The organism is Corynebacterium sp. 1103A, assembly GCF_055700955.1.
Window position 1 is genome coordinate 56,486 of record NZ_JASTTF010000005.1, and the last position, 24,032, is coordinate 80,517.

At 65.7% G+C, this 24,032-nt stretch carries 18 protein-coding genes and 3 pseudogenes; 5 read left to right on the forward strand and 16 right to left on the reverse strand.

Annotated features, from left to right (window positions below; translation table 11 throughout):
- Positions 1 to 48 precede the first annotated feature (48 nt).
- The 3 genes and pseudogenes from QQS52_RS05390 to dnaE all read right to left on the reverse strand — a co-directional run bounded on the left by QQS52_RS05390 (position 49) and on the right by dnaE (position 6,157).
- Positions 49 to 1,056, reverse strand: a complete 1,008-nt coding sequence (locus tag QQS52_RS05390; RefSeq protein ID WP_472772919.1) for an HNH endonuclease signature motif containing protein — start codon at positions 1,054 to 1,056, stop codon at positions 49 to 51.
- Between the two features lie 238 nt (positions 1,057 to 1,294).
- Positions 1,295 to 2,498: pseudogene (locus QQS52_RS05395) on the reverse strand (cobalamin-independent methionine synthase II family protein).
- Positions 2,499 to 2,587: 89 nt separating this feature from the next.
- Positions 2,588 to 6,157, reverse strand: a complete 3,570-nt coding sequence (dnaE, locus tag QQS52_RS05400; protein ID WP_472772920.1) for a DNA polymerase III subunit alpha — start codon at positions 6,155 to 6,157, stop codon at positions 2,588 to 2,590.
- Positions 6,158 to 6,221: 64 nt separating this feature from the next.
- Here dnaE and rarD point away from each other — a divergent pair, with 64 nt between their 5' ends.
- Positions 6,222 to 7,106, forward strand: coding sequence for an EamA family transporter RarD (rarD, locus tag QQS52_RS05405; protein WP_472772921.1), 885 nt, complete (start codon positions 6,222 to 6,224; stop codon positions 7,104 to 7,106).
- Here rarD and QQS52_RS05410 read toward each other — a convergent pair.
- From QQS52_RS05410 to lspA, 3 genes are read right to left on the reverse strand one after another with little or no spacing between them, the layout of a single operon-like run.
- Entirely contained in the window at positions 7,081 to 7,629 is a 549-nt protein-coding gene (locus QQS52_RS05410; protein ID WP_472772922.1) for a hypothetical protein, read from the reverse strand. The genes rarD and QQS52_RS05410 overlap by 26 nt on opposite strands.
- Complete coding sequence (locus QQS52_RS05415) at positions 7,626 to 8,552, reverse strand: RluA family pseudouridine synthase (protein WP_472772923.1); 927 nt, start codon at positions 8,550 to 8,552, stop codon at positions 7,626 to 7,628. The genes QQS52_RS05410 and QQS52_RS05415 overlap by 4 nt, the downstream gene beginning before the upstream one ends.
- Complete coding sequence (gene lspA / locus QQS52_RS05420; RefSeq protein ID WP_472772924.1) at positions 8,536 to 9,045, reverse strand: signal peptidase II; 510 nt, start codon at positions 9,043 to 9,045, stop codon at positions 8,536 to 8,538. Before lspA ends, QQS52_RS05415 begins: the two co-directional genes overlap by 17 nt.
- 32 nt (positions 9,046 to 9,077) lie before the next feature.
- On the opposite strand from lspA, the gene QQS52_RS05425 reads away from it, so the two are divergent.
- A complete protein-coding gene (locus QQS52_RS05425; protein WP_472772925.1) occupies positions 9,078 to 10,019 on the forward strand; it encodes a hypothetical protein in 942 nt (313 codons plus the stop codon).
- Between the two features lie 87 nt (positions 10,020 to 10,106).
- Here the strand turns inward: QQS52_RS05425 and QQS52_RS05430 are convergent, their stop codons facing one another.
- Positions 10,107 to 10,703 (reverse strand): WKL family lipoprotein, encoded by a 597-nt coding sequence (locus QQS52_RS05430; protein ID WP_472772926.1) that lies wholly within the window; start codon positions 10,701 to 10,703, stop codon positions 10,107 to 10,109.
- Between the two features lie 170 nt (positions 10,704 to 10,873).
- Here QQS52_RS05430 and QQS52_RS05435 point away from each other — a divergent pair, with 170 nt between their 5' ends.
- Positions 10,874 to 11,812: an asparaginase gene (locus QQS52_RS05435; RefSeq protein ID WP_472772927.1), complete on the forward strand. Its 939-nt coding sequence runs from the start codon at positions 10,874 to 10,876 to the stop codon at positions 11,810 to 11,812.
- Here QQS52_RS05435 and QQS52_RS05440 read toward each other — a convergent pair.
- A complete protein-coding gene (locus QQS52_RS05440; RefSeq protein ID WP_472772928.1) occupies positions 11,809 to 13,221 on the reverse strand; it encodes a DNA polymerase IV in 1,413 nt (470 codons plus the stop codon). The two genes, QQS52_RS05435 and QQS52_RS05440, sit on opposite strands and share 4 nt — an antisense overlap.
- A 58-nt stretch (positions 13,222 to 13,279) precedes the next feature.
- On the opposite strand from QQS52_RS05440, the gene QQS52_RS05445 reads away from it, so the two are divergent.
- Together QQS52_RS05445 and QQS52_RS05450 are read left to right on the forward strand one after the other, a co-directional pair.
- Positions 13,280 to 13,936: a GntR family transcriptional regulator gene (locus QQS52_RS05445; RefSeq protein WP_472772929.1), complete on the forward strand. Its 657-nt coding sequence runs from the start codon at positions 13,280 to 13,282 to the stop codon at positions 13,934 to 13,936.
- Between the two features lie 73 nt (positions 13,937 to 14,009).
- Positions 14,010 to 14,910: pseudogene (locus QQS52_RS05450) on the forward strand (MFS transporter).
- Here QQS52_RS05450 and ileS read toward each other — a convergent pair.
- The 8 genes and pseudogenes from ileS to pgeF form a co-directional block, all read right to left on the reverse strand.
- The gene (gene ileS, locus QQS52_RS05455) at positions 14,907 to 18,056 is read right to left on the reverse strand and encodes an isoleucine--tRNA ligase (protein ID WP_472772980.1); all 3,150 of its coding nucleotides are present in this window, start codon (positions 18,054 to 18,056) and stop codon (positions 14,907 to 14,909) included. The pseudogene QQS52_RS05450 and the gene ileS sit on opposite strands and share 4 nt — an antisense overlap.
- A 361-nt stretch (positions 18,057 to 18,417) precedes the next feature.
- Positions 18,418 to 18,624: a hypothetical protein gene (locus QQS52_RS05460; RefSeq protein ID WP_070768275.1), complete on the reverse strand. Its 207-nt coding sequence runs from the start codon at positions 18,622 to 18,624 to the stop codon at positions 18,418 to 18,420.
- 148 nt (positions 18,625 to 18,772) lie between these two features.
- Entirely contained in the window at positions 18,773 to 19,846 is a 1,074-nt protein-coding gene (locus QQS52_RS05465) for a DivIVA domain-containing protein (RefSeq protein ID WP_472772930.1), read from the reverse strand.
- Between the two features lie 291 nt (positions 19,847 to 20,137).
- The gene (locus tag QQS52_RS05470) at positions 20,138 to 20,428 is read right to left on the reverse strand and encodes a YggT family protein (RefSeq protein ID WP_070768273.1); all 291 of its coding nucleotides are present in this window, start codon (positions 20,426 to 20,428) and stop codon (positions 20,138 to 20,140) included.
- A 106-nt stretch (positions 20,429 to 20,534) separates the two neighbouring features.
- A pseudogene (locus QQS52_RS05475) lies at positions 20,535 to 21,831 on the reverse strand (IS3 family transposase).
- 164 nt (positions 21,832 to 21,995) lie between these two features.
- A complete protein-coding gene (locus tag QQS52_RS05480) occupies positions 21,996 to 22,439 on the reverse strand; it encodes a cell division protein SepF (RefSeq protein WP_472772931.1) in 444 nt (147 codons plus the stop codon).
- A 63-nt stretch (positions 22,440 to 22,502) separates the two neighbouring features.
- Positions 22,503 to 23,258 carry a YggS family pyridoxal phosphate-dependent enzyme gene (locus QQS52_RS05485; RefSeq protein WP_472772932.1) on the reverse strand — a complete coding sequence of 252 codons (756 nt, stop codon included), beginning with the start codon at positions 23,256 to 23,258 and terminating at the stop codon, positions 22,503 to 22,505.
- Positions 23,248 to 24,012: a peptidoglycan editing factor PgeF gene (gene pgeF, locus QQS52_RS05490; RefSeq protein ID WP_472772933.1), complete on the reverse strand. Its 765-nt coding sequence runs from the start codon at positions 24,010 to 24,012 to the stop codon at positions 23,248 to 23,250. The genes QQS52_RS05485 and pgeF overlap by 11 nt, the downstream gene beginning before the upstream one ends.
- Positions 24,013 to 24,032 lie beyond the last annotated feature (20 nt).

Consider the following 24,032-nt stretch of genomic DNA (forward strand, 5'->3'; position numbering starts at 1 on the left):
CCCCGCGGCTTTGTTCTCGCGGCTGACCCCCGTGTCAGCCGTTGGCCGTTAGGGCCTGTTGCTCCAGGGTGGGTCCCAGGTGACTGTGCCGTGTCTTCGGGTGATCCTGCCGTGTCTGGGGTAGGTCGGGTCGTCGTCGTTCCAGGAGTTGTGGAACTCGCACAACAAGGTGAGGTTTTCTTGGTTGGTCTCACCGCCGTCTGCCCAGGGGTGGATGTGGTGGACTTGGCACTCGTCGGCTGGTTTGCGGCAGTTCGGCCAGGCGCACCGGGTGGTCTCCGCCTTGGCCATGTCCTTCTGCTTCGGCGAGGCGTGCCGTTGGTAGCGGTACTGGTTGACCGGCCCGCGCCTCGGGTCCACCAGGGTGGCTAGGCCGGCATCGAGTAGGCATTGGCGGATGTAGTCGGCTCCGGTCATGGTGGTGCCGTTGCTGAGCTGCAGGGTGATCTCGTCGCCGTCGCCGGTAAGGATGCGCACCCAGTCGGGTAGGGAGATGACCACGTGGGTGGTCTTGGGTTGTTTTTCGAGGCCGCCACTAAAGAGGGCTTCGACGTCGGGGATGGTTTTAATTGATGCCCAGAGGTTTTCTATCAGCTGCGGGTCCCCGGTAATGGAGAAAGTACTGGGCCCGTCCTTGCGGCGGATAACTCGTATTCCTTCGGTGGGTGGGGCGGGGCGGTTGAGCTCCAAGACTTTTTGGTTGGCAAGTCTGCGCAGTTGTGTGGTGGTGCCGGGGGTGTTGCACAATTCGATGAGCATGGCCCAGGCGTCGGCCTGGTTGCGTACCCGGCGGAAGGCGTTGTCCAACACTAAGAGGGTGTCGAGGTGGTGTCCGGATTCGGCGGCGGCTTTCCGGGCGGCGGCTTGCTTTTTCGTAAAGGATGTCGTCCCGAAGAAGGTGTGGCAGGCACGACAGTGCGCGGCGGCGGCAACATCGGACATGACCGCCTTCAAAGCGGGCAGGCTGAGCTGGCGGCACAGGTCCAAATACTGGATCCCGTCCGCGAAGATGGCGTGCGCTGCTTTCACAGTGTCCAAGGCTGTCGTTGCTGTCATGCCTCACACGCTAGAAGCGGCTGACAACCCCCACAAGGGCCGAAATACGGATCTGTGGATAACCCGGGGCAAAGTAACCATCCCGCACGGGCCCCGAACGAGGCGAAAACGCCCGTTTTTGCGGCGCCACCTGTCCAAAGGCCGAAAAATGGAGCAATGTGCCCAAGTAGGCATCGTCAGGCACAATTAGGCGCACAAAGACCCCCGCACGCGGCGGGGGCAGTGGAGAATTTAACTGCTAGAACAGCTCGCGCGACGCGATTTCCGCGCCCTCGACCAGCGACTGCAGCTTCGCCCACGCGATCTGGTAGTGCAGGCGCCCACCCAGACCACAGTCCGCGGAGGCGACGACCTTGTCCGGGCCAACCTGCTCGGCGAACTTGATGTTACGGTCGGCCACCAGGCGCGGGTGCTCTACGGCGTTGGTGGAGTGCGAGACCACGCCCGGGTAGATGACCGTGCCCTCGGGCAGCTCGTGGTCCTGCCAGACGCGCCACTCGTGGGCGTGGCGCGGGGACACACCCTCGAAGGAGAAGCCGCCGACCTTGGCCTGCAGGATCTCGTCAATAATGTCCGCGAACGGAACGTCGGTCACGTGCGGGCCGTGCCAGGACCCCCAGCAGATGTGCAGGCGGGTCTTTTCGACGGGCAGGTCGCGGATGGCATCGTTGAGCACGTTGATGCGGTCCCGCACGAAGCCGCGGAAATCCTCGACGGACGGCTCCGGGTTGATCTGGTCCCAGGCCTCAGCCAAGTCGGGGGGCGTCGAACTGAACGGTGAAGCCGGCGTCGGTAATCGCCTTGTACTCGTGGCTCAGCGCCTCGCCGCAGGCGCGCACGACGTCGAAATCGTCGTCATAGTACTTGTTCTTCAGGCGAGCGGCGGACCCCGGGGACAAAGCGGCGACGAAGCCCTCGGCAGCGCCGGCCTTGTCCATGGCCTGGCGCAGCAGCTTCACATCGACCTCAACCTGGTCCTGGCCGATGTAGGTAATCGGGCCGGTGAACTCCGGGTTGCCCACCTTAGAGCGGCCGGTGAAGATGCCGGACTCCGGATCCTCGTAGGCCTCGGAGAACAGCGCGCGGTCGCGGCGGTCCGGGAAGGAAGTCAGGCGCGGGTTGCCCGGGGTGGAGCGCACGACCTCGTCGTTGGCCCAGCGGTCGGTGTCGGTCATGGTGAGCCCGCCCAGGCGGGTAAAGGAGTAGTTCCACCAGGCGCCGTAGTCGACGGCGCCCGAGGTAATGTGCCCGTACTCCCCCTCGTTAATGATGTCGAGGCCCAGGTCGACCTGGCGGGTGACCACCTCGTCGACGGAACGCTCCAGGATGGCGTGGAATTCCTCATCGTCGAGCGCACCCTGGGCCCGCTGGTGGTTGGCTTCCAGCAGCTCCGGGGTGCGGGGCAGCGAGCCGACGTGGGTAGTGCGAATCTTGTTGGCCATGGGAGGTTCTCCTTCGTTCCCAGTAGACTGTGCTGTCTACATTAACTAAGGAGGGCCTGCGCCCCGACGTTTTTATTCACCCTGCCCGGCTAGCCGAGGATGCCGGCGCCCATCGTCGCCTTCAAATCCCCCATCAGGTTGCCGGAGCGCTCCACGCGCAGATCCTCGCCCAAGATCATCATGGTGGACTCGTCGCCGCACGTCAGCGTCAGGTAGACGTCGGACTCGCCGCGGTTGTTGGTCAGCACCTGCTTGAGCTTGGCGATGTTGTCCATGGTGCACTGGTCGGTGCGCATCGTCAGCCGCAGCGGCAGGCCGGCGCCGTTGCCGGGGCCTAGGTCGGGCACGCGGATGTCGTTGCAGAACAGGGACATGCGCTCGTCCCGGATCTTGACCTGGACCTTGGCCAGGATGATGTTGTCCTCCACGATCTGCGGAGCGACCAGGGAGTAGACCTTGTTGAAGACCAGGATTTCCACCTGCGCGCCGTGGTGGTCCTCCACCGTGACGATGGCCCAGGGCGAGCCGTCCTTCTTGGAGAAGCGCCGGTCCACGCCCGAGATGATGCCGCCGATGAGCAGCTCCTGCTTGTCGCGGACCTCCCCGGCCAGGACCTTGGGCAGCGGGGTGTCTGTCTGCGCGTCGAGGGCCTCCTCGAAGCCGTCCAGCGGGTGGCCGGAGACGTACAGGCCCAGCATCTCGCGCTCCAGCGCCAGCTCGTGCTTGCGCTCCCAGTGCTCGTCCGGGACCTCGATAGCGAAGGCGTTGGCGGTCTCGGAGTCGTCGCCGCCCAACCCCGCGAACAGGTCAAATTGACCCTTGTCCGCGGCCTTCTTGGTGGTCTGCACCGAGTCCACCGCGTCCTCCTGGATGAGCATCAGGCCCTTGCGGGGGTGCCCCAGGGAGTCGAAAGCGCCGGCCTTGATGAGCGACTCGGTGACGCGCTTGGAGCACGCGGCCAGCTCAATCTTGTCCAGGTAGTCGGAGAAGCTGGTAAACGAGCCCTTTTCGCGGCGGGTGGAGATCAAAGACTCCACCACGTCCGCGCCGACGTTACGGATGGCCCCCATGCCGAAGCGGATGTCCTCGCCGACTGCCTGGAAGTCGACATCGGACTCGTTGACGTCCGGCGGCAGCACCTTGATGCCCAGGTGGCGGCAGTCGGACAGGTAGATGGCGGACTTGTCCTTCTTGTCGCCGACCGAGGTCAGCAGCGCCGCCATGTATTCCGGCGCGTAGTAGGCCTTCAGGTAGGCGGTCCAGAAGGAAACCAGCCCGTAGCCGGCGGCGTGGGACTTGTTGAACGCGTACGACGCGAAGGGCTCGATGGTGCCCCAGAGGGCATCGACGGCCTCCTTGGAGTAGCCGTTGTCGAACATGCCGCCCGAGAACTTCTCGTACTGCTGGGCGAGCACCTCGGGCTTCTTCTTACCCATAGCCTTACGGAAGCCGTCTGCCTCGCCGGCCGTGTAGTTGGCCACCTTCTGGGAGATACGCATGATCTGCTCCTGGTAGACGATGAGGCCGTAGGTCTCGTCCAGGATCTCCTTCAACGGTTCTGCCAGCTCGGGGTGGATCGGGGCGATTTCCTTGCGCCCGTTCTTGCGGTCGGCGTAATCCCAGTGGGCGTTAACACCCATTGGGCCCGGGCGGTAGAGCGCCAGCGATGCCACGATGTCCTTGAAGCCCGTCGGCTTCATGCGCTTGAGCAGCTCCTGCATGCCGCCGGAGTCCAGCTGGAACACGCCCAGGGTCTCGCCGCGGGAAAGCAGGTCGTAGACGCGGCTGACAGCCGGGTCGTCGGCGTGCAGGTCCTCCAGGTGGATCTCCTCGCCGCGGTTTTTGCGGATGTTTTCTAGGGCGTCGCCGATGACGGTGAGGTTGCGCAGGCCCAGAAAGTCCATCTTCAGCAGGCCGATGGCCTCGCAGGCCGGGTAGTCCCAGCCGGTGATGATGGCGCCGTCGGCGGGCCGCTTCCACATCGGGATGTGTTCCATCAGACGTACCGAGGCCATAATCACCGCGCAGGCGTGGACGCCGGCCTGGCGGACCACGCCCTCCAGGCCGCGGGCGGTGTCGTAGATCTGGCGGACGGTCGGGTCGGATTCGACCATGTTGCGCACCTCGGCGGCCTCGGAGTAGCGCTCGTGCTCTGGGTCGGTGATGCCGGCCAGCGGGATGTCCTTGGCCATGATCGCCGGCGGCAGGGCCGCATTGATGCGGTCGGCCATCTGGAAGCCCTCCTGCCCGAAGTGCACCTTTGCGGAGTCCTTGATGGCCTGCTTGGTCTTGACTGTGCCGAAGGTGATCACCTGGGCGATCTTGTCCTCGCCCCAGCGCTCGGCGGCGTAGGTGATCATCTCGCCGCGGCGGCGGTCGTCGAAGTCGATATCGATATCGGGCGCGGACGGGCGCTCCGGGTTGAGGAAGCGCTCAAAAAGCAGGTCGTGCTCGATGGGGTCGATATTGGTAATGGTCAGCGCGTAGGCGACCAGGGCGCCGGCGGCCGAGCCACGGCCCGGTCCGACGCGGATGCCCACCGACCGGGCGTGCTTGATGAGCTCGGCCACGATGAGGAAGTAGGACGGATAGCCCTTCATGTCGATGACCGAGATCTCGTACTCGGCGCGCTTGATGTAGTCGTCCGGCACCTCCGAGTCGGGGAAGCGCGCCTTGAGCCCCTCCATTACCTCATGGGTCAGCCAGGAGGTCGGGCTGTAGCCCTCCGGCACGTCCGCGATCGGCATGCGGTCGTGGGTGTGTTCCTCCCAGACCTTGCTGTAGTCGCCGACGCGCTCGGCGATCCACAGGGTGTTGTCACAGCCGTCGGGGACCATCTCGTCCCAGATCTCGCGCATCTGCCGCGCGGACTTGATGTAGTAGCCCGATCCGCCGAACTTGAAGCGGTCCGGATCGTTAAGAGTCTTGCCGGTCTGCACGCACAGCATGGCCTCGTGGTTGGCGGCCTGGGATTCCAGCACGTAGTGGCAGTCGTTGGTCACCAGCGGCGGCAGGTCCAGGCGGCGGCCGATTTCCAGCAGGGCGTCGCGGGTGCGCTTTTCGATGTCCAGCCCGTGGTCCATCAGCTCCAGGAAGTAGTTGTCCTTGCCGTAGATGTCCTGCCACATAGCGGCAGCCTCCAGCGCCTCGTCGAACTGCCCCAGGCGCAGGCGCGTCTGCACGTCCCCCGAGGGGCAGCCGGTGGTGGCGATGATGCCGTCGGCGTGCTCGGCGATAAGCTCGGCGTCCATGCGCGGCCACTTGCCCAGCTGGCCCTCGTAGGAGGCCAACGACGACAGCTTGAACAGGTTCTGCAGACCGGTGGCGTTCTCGGCCAACATGGTCTGGTGGAGGTAGGCGCCGGAGGCGGAGACGTCGTCGCGTTTCTGGTCCGGGTTGCCCCACAGCTGGCGCTTCTTGTTGAAGCGGGAGCCCGGCGCCATGTAGGCCTCGATGCCGATGATCGGCTTAATACCCGCCCCCGTCATGCGGCGGTAGAAGGCGTCGGAGCCGAACATGTTGCCGTGGTCGGTCATGCCCACGGCCGGCATCTGCTGCCGGACGACCTCCTCTGCCAGCAGATCCACCTTGGCCATGCCGTCCAGCATGGAATACTCGGTGTGGTTATGCAGGTGGACGAAGGAGGAGTTTTTGACCATGCCGGCTATTCTAGCGGGTGCGTCAAGGCAGCCTTAAAGCCGTGGAAGGGGACCTTTTAAGCCAATGCTGTATACACTCGCCGCCTACCTGATGTGGGGATTTTTCCCTGCCTTCTTCCCTCTCCTGCTGCCCGCCGACCCGCTGGAGATCCTCGCCCACCGCGTGGTGTGGACCGCCGTGCTAGTCGGCGCCTACTTGCTGGCCACCGGCGGCTGGCGGGAGCTGCAAGCCTTCAGCCTGCGCACCTGGGGCTGGATGGCCGCCTGCGGCGTGGCGATCACCATCAACTGGGGTGTGTACGTCGTGGCGATTAACACCAACCACGTCGCCGACGCCGCCCTGGGCTATTTCATCAACCCGCTGGTGGCGGTCTGCCTAGGCATCATCTTCTTGAAGGAGCAGCTGCGCCGCGGCCAGCTCGCGGCGGTCATCATAGCCGCGGTGGCGGTGCTCTGGCTGACCTTCATGACGAGCCAGACACCATATATCTCGCTGGCGCTGGCGCTCAGCTTCGGCATCTACGGGCTGCTCAAGAAGAAGGTCTCGGTCTCCTCGACCGCGTCCGTGGCGGCGGAGACCCTGGTCATGGTCCCGCTGGCGCTGGGCTACCTCATCTACCTAGAGGCCGGCGGCCAGGGCACCTTCTTCAACCAGGACCCGCTGCACCCGCTGCTGCTCATCAGCGCCGGCCTGGTCACCGCGCTGCCGCTTCTGTGCTTCGCCCAGGGCGCCAAGCACCTGCCGCTGGCCACCATCGGCATGCTGCAGTACATCACCCCGACCATGCAGATGCTCTGGGCGCTGTTTGTCACCCAGGAGCACATGCCCCCGGAGCGCTGGGTCGGCTTCATCATCATCTGGGTGGCCGTGGCGGTCTACCTCATCGACCTGTTGCGCCACCGGCCGCGCAGGGCGCGGCAGACTACAGGGCGCCCGGAGGGCGAATAGCGAAGCTGCCCCAGGCGGCATCGGCGGGCGCGGGTTCCACGGCCGCCACCTGCCCCTCCCCGGCGATGTCCCGCAGGGTCTGCCCGGTGTCCCAGACCACCACGGCGCTCAGCTCGCGGGGGATCTCGACGTGCCCGATTCCCCCCATCCCCGCCCGGGTCTGCTCCAGCGCGGCGTCGAAGACGTCCGCCCTTTTAGCCCCGGCGACCGGCTCCGGCACGGCGATGGGCTCAGACGCGCCCACCAGCATGGCGTTGACGCGACCGGCCGGCTCCACAACGTCGGCGGCGTCCTGGGCAGATAGCGCGGACCGGAAGGTCACGAGCGCGTAGGTGGAGGTGGCATCGTCAGCGGCGGCGAGGCTGTCCGCGGCGCGGGCGACGTAAGCGTCCTGGTCCTCGCCGGCTCCGGGGCCGAGCTGGTCTCCCTGCAGTGGCGCGGTAGGCTGCGCGCCGAAGGCCCCGGCCGCCCAGACCACCCCGACCGCGGCGACACCGACGACCGCCCAGCCGCGGCCATTCATCCGCGCACCACGTCGAGGGCGTGGTCCAGATCGTCCGGATACGGCGCGGTGATTTCCATCCAGCGGCCGCTGACCGGGTGGTAGAAGCCCAGCTTGACCGCGTGCAGCCACTGGCGGATAAGCCCCAGGCGCTGCGCGAGGTTGGGATCGGAGCCGTACATGGGATCCCCACAGCACGGGTGCCCGGTGGCGGACATGTGCACGCGGATCTGGTGCGTGCGGCCGGTCTCCAGGTGGACCTCCAGCAGGCTGGCCTCGCGGAAGGCCTCCATGAGCTCGTAGTGGGTCACGGCCGGCTTGCCGTCCTCGGTGACGGCGAATTTCCAGCCCGCGGACGGGTGCCGGCCGATGGGGGCGTCGATGGTGCCCTCGATGGGATCGGGCAGGCCCTGGACCAGCGCGTGGTAGGTCTTTTTCACCGTGCGCTCCTTGAAGGCGCGCTTGAGCACCGAGTAGCCGCGCTCGCTGGCGGCGACCACCATCACGCCGGAGGTGCCCACGTCCAGGCGCTGGACGATGCCCTTGCGCTCCGGCGGCCCCGAGGTAGAAATCCGGAACCCGGCCGCGGCCAGGCCACCGACGACGGTGGGCCCGTCCCAGCCGACGGTGGGGTGGGCGGCCACGCCCACGGGCTTGTGCACGGCGATGACGTCGTCGTCGGAGTAGAGGATGTCCATGCCCTCGACCAGTTCCTCGGCCGGCATGAGCGGCTTGGGCGGCTCCGGCATGGTCACGTCCAGCCAGGCGCCCTCCAGCAGGTGGTCGGACTTGCTCTGGGGTTTGCCGTCGACGGTGACGTCGCCGTCGGCGCACAGCTGCGCGGCCGTGGCCCGGGAGAAGCCGAGCAGCTTGGATAGGGCGGCATCGACCCGCATGCCGGCGAGTCCTTCGGGGACGGGCAGCGTTCTACTCTCCCTGTGCACGGGCTTGGCTCCTTTCTTCTCGGAACATGGCGACGATGAAGATGACCACCCCGATGGTGATGGACGCGTCGGCAATGTTGAACACGGCGAACGATCCCACGGAGATGAAGTCCACGACGTGGCCGAACCAGAAGCCCGGTTCGCGGGCGATACGGTCGATGAAATTGCCCAGGGCCCCGCCGGCGATCATCGCCAACCCGACGGCCTGGCCGGGGTCTTTGATCCGCGGGGCGGCTATGGCCACGCCCACGACGAAGGCCAGCTGGATGGTGGTAAACAGCCAGGTGGCCCCCTCCCCGCCCATGGAGAAGGCGGCCCCGGGGTTGAAGACGAGGAAGAACCGGAACCAGTCCCCGATGACGGCGACGACTTCGCCTTCGTCGAGCCACGCCAGCATTACCGCCTTGGTCACCTGGTCGAGGACTGCCACCGCCACCACGATGGTGGCCATTAATCCGAGATTTCTCCTTTTAGTTGGGCTCACCCGGCCCATTGTAAACGTATCGATCCGGTAATTTGGAATACGTGTTTCGTGTTAAAGCTATCCCCGCTGTCCTAGTCACCTCCCTGCTGCTGGCCGGCTGCAACTACCAAGCCCCCGGCCCGGCCGTGGAGCAGCCCGTGGGCATGGCTGTCGATGCCCCACGCGTGACCGTCGAATCCACCGGCCAGGGCGACAAGAAGGTGCTCGCCTTCGCCGACATAGACTCTGAGCAGGAGCTCAACCTGGATATCACGGAGGGCTTCCAGCAGGACGTCCTGCGGGCCGATGCCGCGGCCGACTTCCGCGCCGAGGACATCGACACCGCCACCACTCACCTGCCGCTTCAAGGCGCCGTGGAACAGGCCTCCGAGGCCACCGAGGGGCAGGCGCCGGCCACCCGGAATGCCTTCTTCACCGTGGGCGAGCCCGGCTTCGACGGCGATTCCGATATCTCCTCGGCCGAGGGCTTCCAGTTCGGCTGGCGCGCCGAGGACAATGGCCAGATGTCTTCGCTGCGCCTGGCCGCCCCGCAGGAATCCACGGATACCGCACGGGCGATCGCCGAGCAGGCCATCACCAAGCTGACGGCCCTGCCCGTGGTCTTCCCAGACGAGGAGATCGGCCCCGGCGCGACCTGGACCGTGGAGTCGCGCGTGCCGGGTGAGGCGGTGTTGTTGCAGGAGACGACCTACACGCTGGAATCGCTTGCGGATGGGCGCGCGGAGCTGGGCGTGGAGATCCACCAGCGCCCGTCGCTGGGCGCGCTGTCGCTGGACGGCCAAGCGGAGGGAACCGATCTGGAGGGTCAGGAGCTGAAGGTGCTGGACTCGAGCACCAACAGCACGGGCTCGCTGACCGTGGATCTGGGCAAGCCCCTGCCCGTGGCCGGCAACGTCAGCATGCACACCAAGATCACCTACGGCACCCCGGAGTCCGAGGTGCGCGTGGTCCAGACCTCCGCCACCGCGCTGGACTTTTCCTAGAACCCCGGCCCCGCATGGCACGAGCCCCTCCCGGCCGCTAGGGCGGGGAGGGTCTTCGGCTCAATAGTTGCGCGGCGGCGGGCGGGCTTACTGCTCGCTGACGGCGCCGTCGTTGTTTTCGACGCTGCCGTCGGTGCACATGGCCGGCACCTGCTCCGGGGCGACGGTGTTGGTGATCAGGGTGCAGGCCCAGGACTGGGACAGCTTCCACTTGCCGTCTTCGTAGACGAACTCGACGTTGTCGGCGGTCTGGCCGGGCTCTTCGGGGACGCTGAAATTGACGGTGGCCAGCACGGACTGCGGGGCGTAGCCCGGCAGGACCGGGTCGACGACCTCGAAGGTTGCGCCGGTCTCGGCCTTGGAGGCGGCCATGGTCTCGAAGAGCTCGGGGGCGGTCTCGCCGCCCTGGACGGTGGCGACCTTATCTTCCTCGGAGGCGGCCGGGTCCGTGGCGGTGGCCAGGACGGCGTTGAGGTCCGCGGCGGTCGGCTGCTCCGGGGTCGCGCTGTCCCCCTCCGCGCCGGCGGAGCCGTCAGTGCCCTCGGCGGATTCCGCCTGGGTGGTCGCGGCGGAGTCGGTGGCGTTGTTGTCTTCCTCGTCGGAAGAGCAGGCGGCCAGCGCCAGCCCGGCGGCCGTGGCGAGTGCCGCGGCGGAAATCCGACGACCAAGTTGAGCGTTAATCACGAAAAAGATCTCCTTGCATAGGGTCCAGCGCGCGGTCTTGCAGAGCGCGCCTGTCAGTCTTATTTATGCTACCGGCTTTGCCGCCACCTGCGAAACACGCGCGCCGGAGCTATCAGCCAATTCCCAAACTCTCCCCGCTCGCAGCCCCCCCAAAGTTTATGCTGGAGCATATGAATTCCACCTCCGCGTCCCCGTCCATCGTCGTCTTGGCCACCGGCGGGACCATAGCCTGCACGAAGGATGATTCCGGCGCGCTGGTGCCCACCCGCCAGGCCGCGGACCTGGTGCAGGGGCTTGAGCCCCCACTGCCCGTCCGCGCCGTGGACTACCTGCAGCTGGACTCTTCCGCCATCACGCCGGCCGACCTGGACGGGCTGCTGGCCGAGGTCCGCGGGCGACTGGCCGATCCCGCCACCGCCGGCGTGGTGATAACCCACGGCACCGATTCGCTGGAAGAAACGGCCATGGCCCTGGCCTGCCAGCTAGCCCCTGCCAAGCCCGTGGTGCTTACCGGCGCCCAGCGCGCCGCCGACCACCCGGACCCCGACGGGCCGGGCAACCTGCATCTGGCCCTGGACACCGCCTGCCACCACGCGGGCGCTGCCACCGGCGGGGCGTGGGTCTGCTTCGGCGGACAGACGCTGCCGGCGGCAGGCGTGCGCAAGCGGCATACCAGCCAACTCGACGCCTTCGAGTCGCTCGAGGTGCCACACGCGCTTTCTGCCCGCTTCCCGCTGCCGGCGGGCGCGCTGGATACCGCCCCGGTTGCCACTCTCGCGGCCTACCCGGGCGCCGGGCGCGAGCTTATCGATGCCGCCGTGGCCAGCGGAGCCCGCGGCATCGTCGTCGCGGCCATGGGCTCGGGCAACATGTCCCCGGCGATGGGCCAGGCCCTGAGCGAGGCGCTGCGGGCCGGGACCAGCGTGGTGATTTCGACCCGCTCGCCCTACGGCGCGGTGCGGCTGGCCTACGGCGGTGACGGCGGGGGCGCATCGTTGGGCGCGGCGGGAGCCTTGGGCGCGGGACCGCTGCGCCCAGGGCAGGCCCGGATCCTGCTGGCGGCCTGCCTGGCCGGCGGCGTGGACCCGGCCGAGGTCTTTAGCTTCTAGTCCTCGTCCAGACCCGCGAGGTCATCCTCGTGGGCTAGGAACCACTCGTCCCAGGCCAGCGAGTCCAGCGGATCAGCAGGCACCAGGTCCGGGTCGTCGTCGGGAAGCGACTTGGTGCGCCCGGGGCCGGTTGCGCGCGTTTCGAAGCGCACGCTGACCACCCCATGGCCCGCCCCCTGGATCCAGCCGTGTCCGTAGTCCGGGTGGTAGACGTCCTGGGTGGCCACCCACTGGCTATCCGGGGTATCGGCGACATCGACGGCCACGGGGCCCGTATCCACCGTGCGATCGGCCACGCCGGTCTCGAAGTCGCTATCCGGCGGGACGGGCCTAACGATCTCGCGATCGAGCTCGGGGAAGAGCACGTCCTGCCGGGCGGTTTCCAGCCCGGAATAGCCCACGCCGACCAGGCGGATGGGGCCCAACTCCGCGGGGTAGCGCGCCAGCTTGAACGCCGCGGCGCGCAGGGTCTCGAAGTCGTCGGTGGCGTAGGGCAAGGTCGCCGAGCGCGACTCGATGTGAAAGTCCGCCATCCGCAGCTTGACCGTCACGGTGCGCGCTCCCCGCCCGTCCTTGAGCAGGCGGACGTGCGCGCCCTCGGCGGCGCGGTCGATAGCCGCGTCCACCTCCGCCTCCGTTATCAGATCCTTCGGGTAGGTGTGCTCGGCGGAGATCGACTTGGAAATGGCCCGCGGGGCGACCTCGCGCGGGTCGATGCCGCGCGCCATCTCCCACAGCTGGCCGCCGACCACGGAACCGACCGAGATCTCCACCTCGCGCTTGCTTAGGCTGGCCAAGTCGCCGATGGTCTTAATCCCAATCGAGTGCAGCTTCTGCGCGGTCACCGGGCCGACGCCCCAGAGCTTGGCCACGTCCAGCGGGTGGAGGAAGTCCAGCTGCTGGTCCGCGGGGATGACGAATGTGCCGTCCGGCTTGGCCTCGCCCGAGCCGATCTTGGCGAACTGCTTGCCCGTGCCCGCCCCGATGGAGCACGGCAGGCCGGTCTCGGCACGGATGGCCGCGCGCAGCTCCTCGGACCAGTCGAAGACGGTCTGGGCAGAAGCGCCCTGCAGCTCGGCCGGCTCCATGAATCCCTCGTCGATGGACAGCTGCTCAATGAGCCCGACGCGGGAGGAAATCAGTTCGAAGACGCGCCGGGAGGCGGCCTGGTAGACCACGCGCCGGGGGCGGACCACGACGGCGCGGGCGCTGACCAGTTGCTGGGCGCGGTACATGGGCATCGCCGAGTGGGCCCCGAAGGCGCGGGCCTCGTAGCTGGCCCCGGCGACCACGCCGCGGCCGCCCAGGCCGCCGACGAGGACGGGGCGCCCGCGCAGGGTGGGCCGGGTCAGCTGCTCGACGGAGGCGAAAAACGCGTCCATATCGATGTGGAGAACCCAGCGCTTCATACCCCCGATCTTAACCTGGCACTTGCCCCGCAACCGAACTTGGATCCATGCTGTATCCATGTTGCATACAAAGACCGAGCACCACTCCCCGCCCGCGGCGGAACGGGCCTACGCCTACCTCAAGGAACGAATTATCGACGGCACCGTGCCCGGATCGAGCATGCTCAGCGAGGGCGAAATGGCCCAAGAACTCGGTTGCAGCCGCACCCCCGTCCGCGAAGCTTTCCTCCGCCTAGAGGTCGAGGGCTTTTTGCAGCTCTACCCCAAGCGCGGCGCCCTGGTGGTGCCGCTGACCGCCCGGGACATCCGCGAGGTCTACGAGGCCCGCGAGCTGGTGGACCGTTTTTCCGCCGAGCACATCTGCGGGCTCTCGGACAGCGAGCGGCACGTCATCGGCGGCGTGCTGGAGGCCATCATCGCCGAGCAGGACGAAGCCCTAGCGGCCGAGGACTTGGCCGAATACACCCGCCTGGACGCCAAGTTCCACCAGACCATCATGGACAATGGCGGCAACCGCTTCCTGTCCCAGCTCGGCCACAGCCTGCGCGAGCAGCAGCAACGCTTTACCGCCACGGCGGTCGGGCGCAGCCCGGCGCGCGCCCGCCGCTTCGTCGACGGCCACCGCCAGCTCACCCGCGCTCTTAACTACGGTGACTTCGAGGCTTACAGCCACGCCCTATCCAACCACCTCACCCACTCCCGAAATCAGTTATGACCACTACCGTTACCGAACGCATCCCTCAGTTAAGTCCTATCCCTCCCACGCCTGGTGGCCTGTGGCTGGCACCATGTTCGCCGTCGCCTGGGGCGGCAACGAATTCACCCCGCTGCTGGTGATGTACCGCGAGATCTCCAGCTTCAGCCAGGGCACCGTCAACGGGCTGCTAGCCGCCTACATGGTGGGCATTATCCCCGCCCTACTTATCGGCGGGCCGTTAACCGATCTCATCGGCCGCAAGCCCACGCTGCTGCCGGCCGCTCCTCTGTCCCTGTTCGGTTCCTTCCTGCAGTCGGTGGCCCCGAACGAGCCGCCGATTATCGCCGGCGGGCGCGTGCTCTGCGGCATGGCGCTGGGCCTGGTCATGGCGGTCGGCTCCACCTGGATCACCGAGCTCGAGCCTCGCGGCGGCGCCCGCAAGGCCTAGCTGTGCCTGACCGTCGGCTTCCTCGTCGGCGCCGGGCTGGCCTCGGTGCTGCCCCAGCTGCTTTCCCGCTCGGCCGGGGGACGTCCCCATAGCCTTCTCCGGCCTGATGACGGTCATCACCCTGAGCTGCGGCGTGGGCGTGCAGATGCTCGGCCAGGTCATTGACACCAACCGCTCAGCGCGCGCCTCGGCTATCGCCATGGCGGTTATCACCTGCGGCACCCTGCTGGGGGCCGCCGCCGCGCACACCCTGTCGCTGCCGCTGGGCATTCTCGCCGCTGCCACGATGGGCGCCGGCTACGGCCTGGCCCTGGTGGCCGGGCTGTCCGAGGTCCAGCGGATCGCCGGTGAGCGGGAGCTGGCCGGCCTGACCGCCGTCTACTATTGCATCGCCTACCTCGGGTTCTTCATCCCGATGGCGTTCTCGGCGCTGGCGCCGTATATCGGCTTTACCAGCCTGTTTTCCGTCGGCGCGGTGCTCGCGCTGTTCTGCCTGGGCAACGTGTCCCTGGCCTGGCGCAAGCACCTGCCGGGCACAAACTAATTCTTCGCGACGGTGGCGGTAACTCCCGCCACCACCTGGTGCACGCCCTCGCTTTCAGCGGGGGCGTTTGTACTGACCTGGAAGTCCGTGGCCAGCACCTCGCCCGCGATGTGCTCGGCGTGGCGACGAGCCCAGTCTTCCTTCTCCGCCGGCACGTAGAGCACTGCGGAAATCCGGTCGCTGACCTCGAACCCGGAGGCCTTGCGGGCGTCCTGCAGGCCGCGGATAACGTCCGCGGCCCAGCCCTCGGCCTCCAGCTCCTCGGTGACGTTGGTGTCCAGCACCACCAGACCGTCGACGCCGTCGATGCGGGCCGTCGAGTCCGGATCCGCCGCCTGCAGGCGCTCGGTGTACTCGTCGGCGTGCAGGGTGATGTCGCCGTCGACGACGACCTCCTCGCCCTGGCGCTCGTAGTTGCCCGCCTTCAGGTTCTTGATCGCGCGCTGGACGTCCTTGCCCAGGCGCGGGCCGGCGACCTTCGCATTGCAGACGACCTCGAAGCGGCCGGCGGAATCCACGTCCTCGGTCAGCTCGACCTCCTTGACGTTGACCTCATCGCGGATGATGCTCGCGAAATCCGCCAGCTTGTCCGCGCCGGCCATCGCCACGGTCAGCTTCGGCAGCGGCAGGCGGTTGCGTAGCTTATTGGACTTGCGCACCGAGGACGCTGCCGAGGCCACCGCGCGGGTGGCATCCATGGCGGAGACCAGGGCATCGTCAGCCGGGTAGTCCGCCAGATCCGGGAATCTGGTCAGGTGGACGGAACGCTCACCGGTCAGGCCGCGGTAAATGACCTCGCTGATGTGCGGCAGCAACGGGGCGAAGACGCGGGCCACGGTCTCCAGCACCGTGTGGAGGGTGTTGAAGGCCTCCGGGTGGTCCGCGTCGCCGGACCAGAAGCGGTCACGGGAGCGACGCACGTACCAGTTGGTGAGCACGTCCGCGAACAGGCGTGCCTCCTCGGTGGCGGTGGCGATGTCGGTATTCGCCAGGGAGGCATCGACGTTTTTGACCAGGTCGTGCGTCTTGGCCAGGATGTAGCGGTCCAGCACGTTGGTCGAGGAGGTGTCGAAGTGCGCCTCCTGGCCGGCGTAGAGCTGCAGGAAGGAGTAGGCGTTCCAGATGGGCAGCAGCGCCTGGCGCACACCGTCGCGGATGCCCTGCTCGGTCACGATGAGGTTGCCGCCGCGCAAGATGGGGCTGGACATGAGGAACCAGCGCATGGCATCCGAGCCGTCGCGTTCGAAGACCTCGTTGACGTCCGGGTAGTTGCCCTTGGATTTGGACATCTTCAGCCCGTCGTTGCCTAGAACGATGCCGTGGGCGACGACCTTCTTATACGCCGGGCGGTCGAACAGCGCGGTGGACAATACGTGCATGACGTAGAACCAGCCGCGGGTCTGGCCGGAGTACTCGACGATGAAGTCCGACGGCGAGTGGGTCTCGAACCAGTCCTTGTTCTCGAACGGGTAGTGCTTCTGAGCGAAAGGCATGGAGCCGGACTCGAACCAGCAGTCCAGCACGTCCGGCACGCGGCGCATGGTGGACTTGCCCGTCGGATCATCCGGGTTCGGGCGGGTCAGCTCGTCGATGTACGGGCGGTGCAGCGAGCTCGGGCGCACGCCGAAGTCGCGCTCCAGCTCGTCCAGCGAGCCGTAGACGTCCATGCGCGGGTACTCCTCGGAATCGGAGACCCACACTGGGATCGGCGCGCCCCAGTAGCGCGAGCGGGAGATGTTCCAATCGCGGGCGCCCTCTAACCACTTGCCGAACTGGCCGTCGCGGATATGGCCCGGCATCCACTCGATCTCGTTGTGGTTGAGCTCGACCATGCGATCACGGAACTCGGTGACCTTGACAAACCAGGACGGCATCGCCTTGTAGATGAGCGGCTCGCCGGAGCGCCACGAGTGCGGGTAGGAGTGCTCGATGGTCTGGTGGCGCACCACGCGGCCCGCGGACTTCAGGTCGCGGATGATGTCCTTGTTGGCGTCGAAGACCAGCTGGCCCTCGTAGTCCGGCACCTGGGAGGTGAACTTGCCGTCGTCGTCGACGGGAATGACCAGCTCGATGTCGTGCGCGGCGCAGGTGTTCATATCGTCCTCACCGAAGGCCGGGGCCTGGTGGACCACGCCGGTGCCGTCCTCGGTGGTGACGTAGTCGGCAGACAGTAGCTGGAAGCCGTTACGCATATCGGCGAAATAATCGAATATCGGCTGATAGTTGAAGCCGGTCAGCTCCGATCCGGTGAAGGTCTTGACGACCTCGGCGTCCTCGCCCAGCTCCTTGGCATACGCCGCGCGCAGCCCGTCAGCGAGCACGAAGAGCCGGCCGGCGAACTCGCCGTCGCCGCCCACGCGCACCAGGGCATAAGTGACCTCCGGGTGCACGGCCAGGGCGGAGTTAGACGGCAGGGTCCACGGGGTGGTGGTCCAGGCCAGGAAGGAAGCATCGGCCAGCTCCGGGTTGGCCTGCAGTGTCTCCTCCGCGGCCGAGCCGGCCAGCGCGCCGGTGACCGGGAAGGTCACGGTCAGCGTCGGGTCCTGACGCATCTTGTAGGAGTCATCCAGGCGGGTTTCCTGGTTCGACAGCGGGGTGTGCTCGGCCCAGGAGTACGGCAGCACGCGGAAACCCTGGTAGATAAGCCCCTTGTCGTAGAGCTCCTTGAAGGCCCACATGACCGACTCCATGAAGTCCAGGTCCATGGTCTTGTAGCCGTGGTCGAAGTCCACCCAGCGGGCCTGGCGGGTGACGTAGTCCTTCCACTCGCCCGCGTAGCGCAGGACCGAAGACGCGCAGTACTCGTTGAAGCGCTCGAGGCCCATCTCCTCGATCTGGCCCTTGTCGGTGATGCCCAGCTGCTTTTCGGCCTCCAGCTCCGCCGGCAGGCCGTGGCAGTCCCAGCCGAAAACGCGGGGAACGTAGTTACCCGCCATGGTGCGATAGCGCGGGACGATGTCCTTGACGTAGCCGGTCAAAAGGTGACCGTAGTGCGGCAGGCCGTTAGCAAAAGGCGGGCCGTCGTAGAAGATGTATTCCGGCTTGTCCTCGGACTGATCCAACGAGGCCTGGAAGGTCCCGTCCTGCTTCCAGTAGTCTTGGACGACCTCTTCCATATCCGGGAAGCGGCTGGAACCGCCGGTCATATCTACTTTGGGGTACACGCCGCCGACATTGGGGCTGTGGTGGTTCACGGTTTACTCCATCCTTCACGCGCGGTAATTAAACACTGCGCGGGGACGCCCGTTATGAGCGCGGTACCACCCCGCTTGGAGCCCACATGGCGCTCCCGCTTCGTTGATCGTGAAGGAGTTGACGGTCCCACCCGCCCGGTTCTAGTAAGCGCTGCTCAGATAGCGTAAAAAGCAGCGCCGTTCTTCCGGAATACTCCCCGGTGATTGCCGGATCATCGTATATAAGCCCTTAGTATAGCCGCCCGAGCGCCGGCTGGGCCAGTCCCCGCGGCAATTCGTTTCCGCACCAGGCCAGCCTGCGAGGACAGGACAGCTAGGACTGGCGGGCCGCGTCCTGCGGCTGCGAGCTAGGCGGGGTCCGGTCCCCGCGGTGCTTGGCGAATGCGTCGATTATAACCAAGATGATGCCGGCGGCTGCGGCGACGAAAACCACCACGAGCGACCAGGTGGCCGCGGACAGCAGGTAGTTTACGAAGGCGATGAAAGCGATGAACGCTAAGACCAAAGCAGCAATCAGCATGGAAAATGACGCCCTTTCTCGCAGATGCGTATCAAACTGGCTTATGCATTAAACCTACACCAAAGCCCCCGTCGCGCACGGTTATGACCGTGGGCGTCCGGGGGCGTGCGGTAGCGCAGGGAAGACGAGCTTCCTCCCTAGCGAGGTCTTAGGAGTTGGACTCGCCGTTCGGGGCGGCGGAGCCGCGGGTCTCGAGCTCCTCCAGCTGGGACTCCAGCAGGGTCTTCAGGCGGGTGCGGTACTCGCGCTCGAATGTGCGCAGCTCGGAGATGCGGGTCTCCAGGGCGGTCTGCTGCTGCTTGACCGTATTCATGATCTCGGTGTGCTTCTTCTCAGCGTCAGCCTGCAGGGCCGCTGCCTTCTCCTCGGCCTGGCGGATCTGGGCCTCGGCGCGCGAGTTAGCCTCGGACTCGGTCTGCTTGGCGCGCTGCTGGGCCTCGGCGACCTGAGCGTCGGCCTTCTTCTGGGCCTCGTCCAACTGGGTGCGGGACTTGGTGTCGGCGTCGGACAGCTGCTTCTCGGCGGCGGTGCGCGCGTCGCTCAGCATGGACTCGGACTCGGCCTTGGCCTCGTTGGTCAGGCGGTCGGCCATCTCCTGGGCCAGGCCCAACACGCGGGCGGCCTGCATGTGGGTCTCCGGGGTAGCCAGCCCGTTGGCGTCCGCGGTGGCGGCAGCCGCCGGGGTCTCCTTGGCGGTGGAAGCGGAGGCGGAGGAACCGGAAACGTCCGCGACCTTCTTCTGCAGCTCCTGGTTTTCTTTCTTGGCAGCCTCCAGGTCGCGGCGGGCCTTGTCCAGGTCCTGCTTGGCCTTGGTGGCCTCGTCCTGGGCGGCCTTCAGCTCCTTGGAGTCGGCGCTGGACTTGCCAGCGGCAGCGGAAGCCTGCTCCTTCTTGGCGTTCTGCGCGGCTTCGGCCTTGGCGTCGGCCAGCTTCTTCTCGTATTCCTTGTCGAGCTGGGAGCGCAGGTCTGCCTCGATCTCCTTACGGAGAGCGGTCTCGTCGACCGAAGAGGTAGCGGACGGCGCGGAAGCGGTGGCAGCGCCGGAGCCGGCCTGCAGGCTGTTGACCTGCGACTGCAGCTCGTCATTCTCGTCCTGCAGCTGGGCAAGGGCGTCTTCAACCAGGTCGAGGAACTGGTCGACCTCGTCCTCGTTGTAGCCACGCTTGCCAATCGGCGGCTTGCTGAACGCGACGTTGTGTACATCAGCTGGTGACAGCGGCATTGACTTCTCTTCCCCTTCAAGTCGGTGCAACCCCGGAGGTTTCCGGAGCCAATAGAAGATTTGAATCAAGCTACGAGCCTACACTCGTCGCCCAACCCAAGGTTTTCTAATCGGACAATAATACGATTCTTCGTTTCATTGTAACCAAAAAGACACAGTAACGGACGATTACTCAAGTCTCAATATTAAGCCGAGGTTGACGATTTTGCACTTTCGTTTACCTCTGCCCCGCTAGTGCTCGTCCGTTACCGCCGTGTTCTAGCCCGTCGGCGGCCGGCTAAATCACGGAAACTAGACCATCGTGGCGATGACGATATTCATCAGGATGGCCAGGATAATGAACAGGACGATGATTGACATGTCTAGCGCTACCCCGCCCAGCCGCAACGGCGGAATGAGTTTGCGCAGGGCTTTTACGGGCGGATCTGTGACCGCAAACAACGGCTCGGCGCACATCATGAACCAGCGCGGCGGGTTGAACTGCCGGGAAAAGGACTGGATCATCTCGATGATGATGCGCACGATTAGCGCTAGGGAAAAGATACGGAGCACGGCGTACAGAATAATTCCTAATTGACTCACCCCTTCGACCCTATCCGAACTACCCCCGCCTTTGGGGAAATACCCGGCAAAACACGAAAAATCCCCGGGTGCTGAACTGGCCCCCGAAAGTTGGACTGGTTTAATTCTAGGCGGTTAGGGCTTCAAGGGTCTGATTTCGATATTGCATCGGGGTCAGAACCTTGAGTCGTTGTTGGATGCGTTCGGTGTTGTACCACTGGATGTACTCGTCGATCGCCTGGTTGAACTCTGCGACGGTGTCGAAGACTTCTCCGTGGTACATCTCGGTTTTTAAGTGTCCGAAGAAATTCTCCATGACCGCGTTGTCGTAACAGTTGGCTTTACGCGCCATCGACTGAACACCACCGTTGTCATGAATCAAGTTGCGCCAGGACGAATGCTGGTACTGGAAACCTTGATCGGTATGCATCATCCACCCGGGCTCAGGCGCACACGTTTTAATCGTCTTAGTTAAAGAATCGGCGGTAAACGCTGTCGACGGCGATGTAGCTACGGTGTGGGCAACGATTGAACGGTCGAACAGATCCATCACCGATGACAGGTAGACCTTGCGGCCTGCGACCCTGAACTCGGTGACGTCGCTGACAAAGACGGTATTTGGCTTATCTGGGGTGAACTTGCGCTCAAGTGTGTTGTCGGCAATGTGGCTGATCGTCCCGTTATAGGAAACATATGGCCTGCGCTGGCGGACCTTGGCTCGAAGTCCCATCTCCCGCATGAGTTTGTAGACGAGCTTGTGATTGACCACCCACCCCTGGTTGCGCAGGTCAAGTAGCACTCGTCGGTAGCCGTAGCGATGCTTGTTACGCTCGAAGCTTCCTCGGATCGCGTCTTTGAGCACAGCGTGCTTATCCGGCTCGCTGAGTCGTTTCTGGTGATAGAAGAATGTCGAGGGTGCCCATGTCGGCCGCATCCAAAAAGTATTGCAGACGATGCCGTGACTTGAGGATGACAATCGCCTGGACCTTCAAGCGTGTCCCTGATTCCTCAAGTCCCGCAATTTTTTAGATATGCGTTTTCCGCTTCCAACCGCGCGATCTGGCGACGCAGCTTCGCTTCCTCCGAGAGCGGTTTCGGCGTGACCGAGCCCTTGGGCCTGCCCTTCGGCTTCGGTTTTAGTGCCTCATCGCCACCTTTACGCCATTTCCACGACCATCCGCTGACCAGCTGCTCTGATGACAGGCCAAACTCGCGCGCAAGATCCATCGCTGTCTCACCAGCAAGGTGGCGTTGGACAACTTCCTTCTTGGTTTCGAACGAATACTGCTGCTTAGTCGGTTTTTCCACAAGACGTAGTCTGCCATGCGGCTTAAACCGACGACAGAGCATACGGGCGGCGTATTTGGAGACACCAAGAGCAGTAGCAGCGGCACGATAGCCCATGCCTTGCTCAAATAGTTCAACCAACTGCTCCCGCTGATGCTCACTCACCAAACTTCGAGCGCTCAATGAAAACTACTCCCCACTAATCGGAAACTGATTTCTCAGTCCAACTAATGGGGAGCAGTTCAGTGCCCTCACCGGGGTTATCCGGTGGGCAAAGCCCGGGGAAAAAGCCGTGGCGCGCTTAGCGCAGCTGGGCGGCGCGCTCCAGCTCCAGGGTGGAGATGTTGGCGCGCTCCGGCACGATGGCGAACACGCGGCGGTCGGTGTCTAGACCCTTGGTCAGGTCGACCATGCGGCCGCGCAGCGCGAAGCAGAGACCGGCGGCGAAGTCGATGAAGCGCTTGGCGGCGGACTTTTCGGCATCGGTCAGCTCGAAGACAACGGCGTCGCCGTCGCGGAAGGGCTCGCCGATCTTCGGGGCGTCGCTGTAGGTGGTCAGGGAAATCGGCACGATGGTCGGCGCGAACTCCGACTCGGCCGGGGTGCGCTCGTAGCTCGGGCTCGGCTGGTAGGCCGCGGAGCCAGCGGTGGCGTAGCGAGCGTCGTCCTCGTAGTAGGCGTCGTCGTGGTCCATGTCCATCGGCTGCAGGCCGAAGAACTCCTTCGTGCGATCAATAAATGACATATGTGGTCTCCCTCTGACCCGAAATGTACAAGTGCGGTCTGATATGCGTCTTTGCGTTGGTTTTTAACCTACTGGCCGCGCGCCCATGATGCCGGTTCCGACACGCACGATATCCGTGCCGGCAAAAATTGCCTCGCGCAGATCCGCGCTCATCCCGGCCGACAGCTCGAGCGCGCGGCCGAGCTTCTCCCCCAGCTCCTCGACCAGCTGGCGTGCGGAGGCAAAGACCTCTGCCGCGTCCGCCCCCACGGGCGGGACGACCATGATGCCGCGCAGGTCCAGGTTTTCCAGATCCTCGACCACCCGCAGCAGGTCTTCGGCCGTGTCCCAGGCCCCGCCCCCGCGGGACGGATCCGAGTCGTAGGACAGCTGCACGTAGACCGGCAGGTTCTCGCTGCGCTGGCCGCGCTCGCGCGCCAGCTCCACCCCGCGGTCGAGGGCGTGGGCGAGTTTTTCGGAATCCAGCGAGTGCACGCTGTGTGCCCAGCGGGCCACGTGGTTGGCCTTCTTGGTCTGGATCTGGCCGATCATGTGGAAGCGCATCTCGGGCAGCTGCTCGGCCTTGGCGCGGGCTTCCTGCTCGCGGTTTTCCGCAACATCGGTGACCCCCAGCTGGCTAAGCAGCGCGATGTCCTCGGCCGGGTGGAACTTTGTCACCGGCAGCAGGCGCGGCGCCGGGCGGCCGGCTTCGGCGGCCAGTTCGGAGATCTGCGCCCGAGTGCTTGCCAGGCCGCGCTCCAACTCGGCGAGCCGGGCCTGGTCGCTGCCCTGGCCTGCCGTGTCCTGCTGGCGGTCCTGCGGGGTGGTCTTATCGGTCATTGTCGGTCTGCTCCTCCAACCAGATGAGTCCTGCCTGCCGACCGGTCGTCCCCTCCCGGCGGTAGGAAAAGAAAGTGGTGTCCTCGATAGTGCAGCGCGGATCCGCCTGGATAGCGGTAACGCCCAGACCCATCAGCTGCCGGATGAGTCCGGCGCGCACGTCGATGCCCGGGGTACCCTCCTCTGTCGTCGTCCGCGAGCCAGGCAGGTGGGCCTCGACGTCGGCGGCCATCTCGGCGGGCACCTCGTAGTGCCGCCCGCTAGCGGCCGGGCCCAGCAGCACCTGCAGGCGTTCCGGGCGCGCGCCGAGGCCGCACATCGCCTCCACGGTCGCTGGCACGATCCCATTGCGCGCGCCTAAGCGCCCGGCGTGGGCGGCGGCGACCACGCGGGCTTCCGGGTCGGCCAGCAGCACCGGGGTGCAGTCGGCGACCAGCACGCCCAGGGCCAGACCCTCGGTGGCGGTGACCAGGGCATCGGTAGCCTCCACGGGCGCAGACCGCGGGCCGTCGACGACGGTGACGTTATTGGTGTGGAGCTGCTCCATCCAGACGATCTCGTCTAGGCGCAGCAGCTCGCGCAGGCGCTGCCGGTTCGCCGCGACCGCCGCCGGGTCGTCGCCCACGTGCTCAGCCAGGTTGAAAGACTCGTACGGGGACGCCGAAGCCCCTCCCGAGCGGGCCGTAAAGACCATCCGGAAAGGGCGTTTCAGGCGGGCGGGGCGGGTGGTGCGTGCTTCCTCGTTTACTGGCATGCACTCCAGACTAGCGCGCG

Bases quoted from the DNA above. Each gene is read 5' to 3' on its own strand.
- QQS52_RS05390 (WP_472772919.1), bottom strand. From the start codon at position 1,056: ATGACAGCAACGACAGCCTTGGACACTGTGAAAGCAGCGCACGCCATC.
- dnaE (WP_472772920.1), bottom strand. From the start codon at position 6,157: ATGGTCAAAAACTCCTCCTTCGTCCACCTGCATAACCACACCGAGTAT.
- rarD (WP_472772921.1), top strand. From the start codon at position 6,222: ATGCTGTATACACTCGCCGCCTACCTGATGTGGGGATTTTTCCCTGCC.
- QQS52_RS05410 (WP_472772922.1), bottom strand. From the start codon at position 7,629: ATGAATGGCCGCGGCTGGGCGGTCGTCGGTGTCGCCGCGGTCGGGGTG.
- lspA (WP_472772924.1), bottom strand. From the start codon at position 9,045: ATGGGCCGGGTGAGCCCAACTAAAAGGAGAAATCTCGGATTAATGGCC.
- QQS52_RS05435 (WP_472772927.1), top strand. From the start codon at position 10,874: ATGAATTCCACCTCCGCGTCCCCGTCCATCGTCGTCTTGGCCACCGGC.
- QQS52_RS05440 (WP_472772928.1), bottom strand. From the start codon at position 13,221: ATGAAGCGCTGGGTTCTCCACATCGATATGGACGCGTTTTTCGCCTCC.
- QQS52_RS05445 (WP_472772929.1), top strand. From the start codon at position 13,280: ATGTTGCATACAAAGACCGAGCACCACTCCCCGCCCGCGGCGGAACGG.
- ileS (WP_472772980.1), bottom strand. From the start codon at position 18,056: ATGACCGGCGGTTCCAGCCGCTTCCCGGATATGGAAGAGGTCGTCCAA.
- QQS52_RS05460 (WP_070768275.1), bottom strand. From the start codon at position 18,624: ATGCTGATTGCTGCTTTGGTCTTAGCGTTCATCGCTTTCATCGCCTTC.
- QQS52_RS05465 (WP_472772930.1), bottom strand. From the start codon at position 19,846: ATGCCGCTGTCACCAGCTGATGTACACAACGTCGCGTTCAGCAAGCCG.
- QQS52_RS05480 (WP_472772931.1), bottom strand. From the start codon at position 22,439: ATGTCATTTATTGATCGCACGAAGGAGTTCTTCGGCCTGCAGCCGATG.
- QQS52_RS05485 (WP_472772932.1), bottom strand. From the start codon at position 23,258: ATGACCGATAAGACCACCCCGCAGGACCGCCAGCAGGACACGGCAGGC.
- pgeF (WP_472772933.1), bottom strand. From the start codon at position 24,012: ATGCCAGTAAACGAGGAAGCACGCACCACCCGCCCCGCCCGCCTGAAA.